A 4,580-nucleotide genomic window follows, 5' to 3' on the forward strand; every position below is an offset into this window, starting at 1 on the left:
TGATTAGCGAGGCGGTGGACAAGGTCGGCGAGTGGCTCATTTCTCTTGCCGACGGCCACTCGGCCACAGCCGAATCCAGTGACGCCTGTGCGGACGCGCTGCAATCCGTGATGGAAGATACCGATTCGGCAATGGAGGACGTTGTCGATTTATTTACGACGGTGGTGGAGACGGGATTGCCCTTGATCCTGCCGTTGCCTCCGCCGGCGAAAAAGATCGCTATGCATGCGCTGACGCAGGTGGGGAACGCAGCGGGTTTGCTCCTTCTGAACCAGGTGAAGGCGCGTGATCGTGCGATCGGTGAAGCGTTGGGGACGCTATCGACGCATTGTTCGGAGCAGGTCAGCGTGTGTGGTGCATGCCCGGTCGAACCGCCGAAACCGCTGCAACACTGTGATGGCGTGACATCACGGGGTGGGGATGGTGTGCCGAGTGTTGTGCCGCGGAACGAATCGTCACCGATAGTGAGTGTTTGTCCTTCACCGTCGACGCCGGTCTCGCCAGGGACATCGAAGCCACCGTCCTCGTGTGAGCTGTCCACCGGGCAGAGGGAGGCCACGGACCAGTCCGCATCGTCGTGCCAGGCTCCGTCGTCGTCTCAGTGTTCGCCCTTGGCCCAGTCGGAGGCTGAGTCTGTGCAAAAGGTGACGCCGAAGCCGTCGGACGCGTCGTCGTCGGGACGAACATGTACGCAGATGGCCAGCGGTCTCACCATTGAAAGCACTCAAGGGGCGCCGGACTGGAATCAAAAAACACAGGAGAGCTCCGCCCTTTCGGGCGGGGAGTCTGGCTCAGTGCAAGGAACGAGAGGGCCTTCTTCTATCCGAATGGACGTCTCGGTGCAGCAGCCACTGGAGGCTCTCGCGGAGGAAGAAGCGCACGTAGGACGGCCAGAGGAACCGGCGCCGGGCATTACAGCAGACGACACAACATCACACTTAGGCATCACCGTAGAGAAAGCAGGGGCATGGTGAGTAATACCGAGAATTACCGTGCGGCGTATCAGGCCATCGTGGACGCCCATCGGGCAGAAATGGATAAAAACCTCGCGGAGTTTCACCGTCAATACGGTGAACGGGTGAAGAAACTCGAGGAAATCATTCAGCAGGCCCAGAAGGCGGAAGGGGCCAGCAGCACTATCAGCAAAGAAACGACGTTTGCGACCACGCGCAAAGGCCGTCATCAGGCTCCTGATGGCCACTCGACTTTCACGTTCGGGCGCGCGACGACCAACGGGGATAGTGCTGACAAATCCCGTGGCTCGCAGGCAACCAGTTCTCGCAGCTCACATACGCCACGAACACAAGGCACTTCTCGCGGTGGAGGCATTCGGGCAATACGTAGCTGACGCAACCCTCGGCCGACACTGCCCGTGGTTGGCGCTGTGCGTGACTGCCCCCCCGGCCGTCATCGCCCGCCCCCGCGCCTCAACTACAGCGCGTCGCGGAGGCGCTCCATCACATCAGCGTTCTCAGGGAGCTCATTCGCAATATCATCGCGATCCCAGAACTCAGTGCCCTTGAGGTCCTCATCAGACAAAACGCCGCTGTACTTCTTGTCGCCCTCCGCCGTCGCGCGGACAAAAGCGACAAGCAGTCCGCGAAGTGCGGCACGCTGCGAAAAGCCGGGCGACCCCAGCCCCAGCACCATATTCTTCACAACCTTTTCCGACATCACCGACTGCGACGCCTTATTCACGCGTCGGTAATAGGAATCGCCCTTCCACTTCGCAGCAATGCGGAGGGACTCGTCGCCAACAAGAACAGAATCCTGACCAGGGGCCAAAATGAGGCCGGGAACCTCAATATTGGAAGCAGCGTCCGACGCCCGCGGAGACGTACTGCGCGGGAAAACAGCAGCTACACCGGTCAACCCCTTCGGACCCGGGGTATCAGACGCGGTCACCGATCCGGACCCCACCGACACCGAACGCGCGGACACCTCGGAATCCGAGGACGACGAGGAACCCCACTCACCGGCAGCGGCAAGAACAGCGGCACTCGCGCCGAAACCATGCCCGGCCAGCACGAGTTTCTCCGGGTGAACGGTGATAGAACCCTGCCCCATCTGGACGCCCGAGATCACAGACATGCAGGTCATCAGGTCATTGGCGAAGGCGCCGGGGTTCGGTTTGAAACCAGTTTCGGAATCCGGCGCAGCCACGGCAATGCCCCAGCTCGCCAAATGACGAAGAGTGCCGTGATAAGCAGAAATATCGGTCATCCAGTCGTGACCGAAGACGACACCGGGGACGTTGTTCCCGTCGGCGGGGAGATAAACCTTGCCGGGAATCCCGACATAATCGAGGTCTCCCACTAAAACCCGGTGTGGGCCACGTTTATCAAGATGAGCTACGAGCGATGAAAGTTTGTCAGCCACAAGAAAACAGTAACCGACGGGCGGGGTAAACGTCGAGATGACACCACATATCGACCGGAATGGGGTGGATGAAGCAGCCCGTATCGACAAAAATTAGTATCATCGTGCCCATGTGTGGAATTGTCGGTTACGTTGGCCGTAAACAGGCCCTCAACATCGCCCTTGCGGCTCTTGAGCGGATGGAATACCGGGGGTATGACTCCGCGGGGATCGCCGTCCTCGACGGCCGGGGCACCATTAACATAGAGAAAAAAGCAGGAAAGCTGGATAACCTGCGCAACGCTATCGACCACATCGGTACGGATCACCTCACCGGCACCACAGGAATTGGGCACACCCGCTGGGCAACGCACGGCCGGCCCAACGATGTTAATGCTCACCCGCACCTGTCTTACGACGGCAAAGTCGCCATCGTCCACAACGGCATCATTGAAAACTTCGCCGCTCTTAGGGAAGAAGTTGAAAACACGGGCATTGAACTGAAGTCCGAAACCGACTCGGAAGTCGCAGCCCACCTGGTTGCTTTGGAATACAACCAAGGCCAGAACAAGGGGGATTTCGACGCCTCTGTCCTCGCAGTGTTGCGTCGGCTAGAAGGGGCTTTCAGCCTATTATTCACACACGCTGACTACCCGGATCGGATTATCGCTGCCCGACGGTCCTCGCCGTTGATTATTGGCATCGGCCAGGACGAGATGTTCTTGGGTTCCGACGTCGCCGCGTTCATTGAATACACGAACAAGGCGGTGGAGATCGGGCAGGACACTGCGGTGACCATCACGAAAGATGGCTACACCCTCACGGACTTCTACGGTAACCAGCAAGAAGGCAAGCCCTTCACCATTGACTGGGATCTGGCGGCTGCGGAAAAGGGCGGCTATGACTCCTTCATGGAGAAGGAGATTAATGAGCAGCCTTCCGCTATCCGCGACACCCTCGCGGGACACCTGCAGGATGGGCGGATTGTTCTCGACGAGCAGCGGTTGTCCGAGGATGAGCTCCGTGAAGTGCAGAAAGTGTTCGTCGTCGCCTGTGGGTCCGCGTACCACTCCGGGTTGCTGGCGAAATATGCCATTGAGCACTGGGTTCGCATCCCCGTTGAGATCGAGGTAGCCAGCGAGTTCCGTTACCGTGACCCCGTGCTCGACTCCCGGACGCTGGTGGTTGCGGTATCCCAGTCGGGTGAAACCGCGGACACCTTAGAGGCCGTCCGTCACGCGAAGATGCAGAATGCGCGCGTGCTGGCTGTGTGTAACACGAACGGTGCTCAGATCCCGCGCGAAGCCGACGCTGTGCTGTACACCCACGCCGGACCCGAGATCGGTGTGGCGTCGACAAAGGCCTTCTTGGCGCAGATCGCGGCGAACTACATTGTGGGCTTGGCCCTGGCGCAGGCGCGCGGCACGAAATACCCCGACGAAGTCACCGCCATCTACCAGGAACTCGAACAGATCCCGGAGAAAATCCAGCAGGTCCTGGACCAGGAGGAACACATCACGAACATCGCCCGAGAGATGGGCGCGATTCGGACGATGCTGTTCCTCGGCCGGCACGTGGGCTTCCCCGTGTCCCTGGAGGGGGCCTTGAAGCTCAAGGAGCTGGCATATATTCATGCCGAAGGTTTCCCCGCTGGTGAGTTGAAGCACGGGCCGATTGCGCTGATCGAAGACGATCTCCCGGTGACGGTGGTGGTGCCGAGCCCGCGTGGTAGGGCCGTGCTGCACTCGAAGATTGTGTCGAACATTCAGGAGATCCGCGCGCGAGGTGCAAAAACCATCGTTATTGCCGAGGAAGGCGATGACGCCGTCAAGCCTTTCGCGAATTACCTGATCGAGATCCCGCAGACATCAACACTCCTGCAGCCCCTATTGTCGACGGTTCCTCTGCAGTTCTTGGCGGCCCAGATTGCCCGCGAGTGCGGCAACGAGGACATCGACAAGCCACGCAACTTGGCGAAATCGGTGACCGTCGAATAAGCACGTGAGCACGGTATTCGGAGTACGGTGGACGACGTTGACGATTGATTGATTCGCCATTGGTCCACCGGCTGTGTGAGCCGTATGAAGGCTGCGCAAGCCGTCTAAGGAGTGCATCGTGTTCCACCCCCTTCCCCCCGTCGAAGCAATTCGAGCTGCGGAGGAGGGGGTGATTGCGTCCGATTCGTTCCCCGACGAAACGATGCAGAAAGCGGCCACGGCAGT

4 protein-coding genes are annotated in these 4,580 nt (G+C 59.6%); 3 read left to right on the top strand and 1 reads right to left on the bottom strand.

Annotation, left to right across the window (positions count from 1 at the left end; translation table 11 throughout):
- Together Q3981_RS10105 and Q3981_RS10110 are read left to right on the top strand one after the other, a co-directional pair.
- The coding region (locus Q3981_RS10105) for a hypothetical protein (protein WP_303125904.1) at nucleotides 1-974 on the top strand (974 nt) is incomplete at its 5' end.
- On the top strand, nucleotides 968-1,348 hold the full coding sequence (locus Q3981_RS10110; protein WP_303125910.1) for a hypothetical protein: 381 nt from the start codon (nucleotides 968-970) through the stop codon (nucleotides 1,346-1,348). The genes Q3981_RS10105 and Q3981_RS10110, both read left to right, overlap by 7 nt.
- A gap of 83 nt (nucleotides 1,349-1,431) precedes the next feature.
- Here the strand turns inward: Q3981_RS10110 and Q3981_RS10115 are convergent, their stop codons facing one another.
- Nucleotides 1,432-2,379 carry an alpha/beta hydrolase gene (locus Q3981_RS10115; protein ID WP_303125912.1) on the bottom strand — a complete coding sequence of 316 codons (948 nt, stop codon included), beginning with the start codon at nucleotides 2,377-2,379 and terminating at the stop codon, nucleotides 1,432-1,434.
- A 110-nt stretch (nucleotides 2,380-2,489) separates the two neighbouring features.
- Between Q3981_RS10115 and glmS the strand changes: the two genes are divergently transcribed.
- Nucleotides 2,490-4,355: a glutamine--fructose-6-phosphate transaminase (isomerizing) gene (gene glmS, locus Q3981_RS10120; protein WP_303125914.1), complete on the top strand. Its 1,866-nt coding sequence runs from the start codon at nucleotides 2,490-2,492 to the stop codon at nucleotides 4,353-4,355.
- Nucleotides 4,356-4,580: the final 225 nt, after the last annotated feature.

It is taken from the genome of Corynebacterium sp. (assembly GCF_030530965.1).
In the GTDB taxonomy this organism is placed as follows: Bacteria; Actinomycetota; Actinomycetes; order Mycobacteriales; family Mycobacteriaceae; genus Corynebacterium.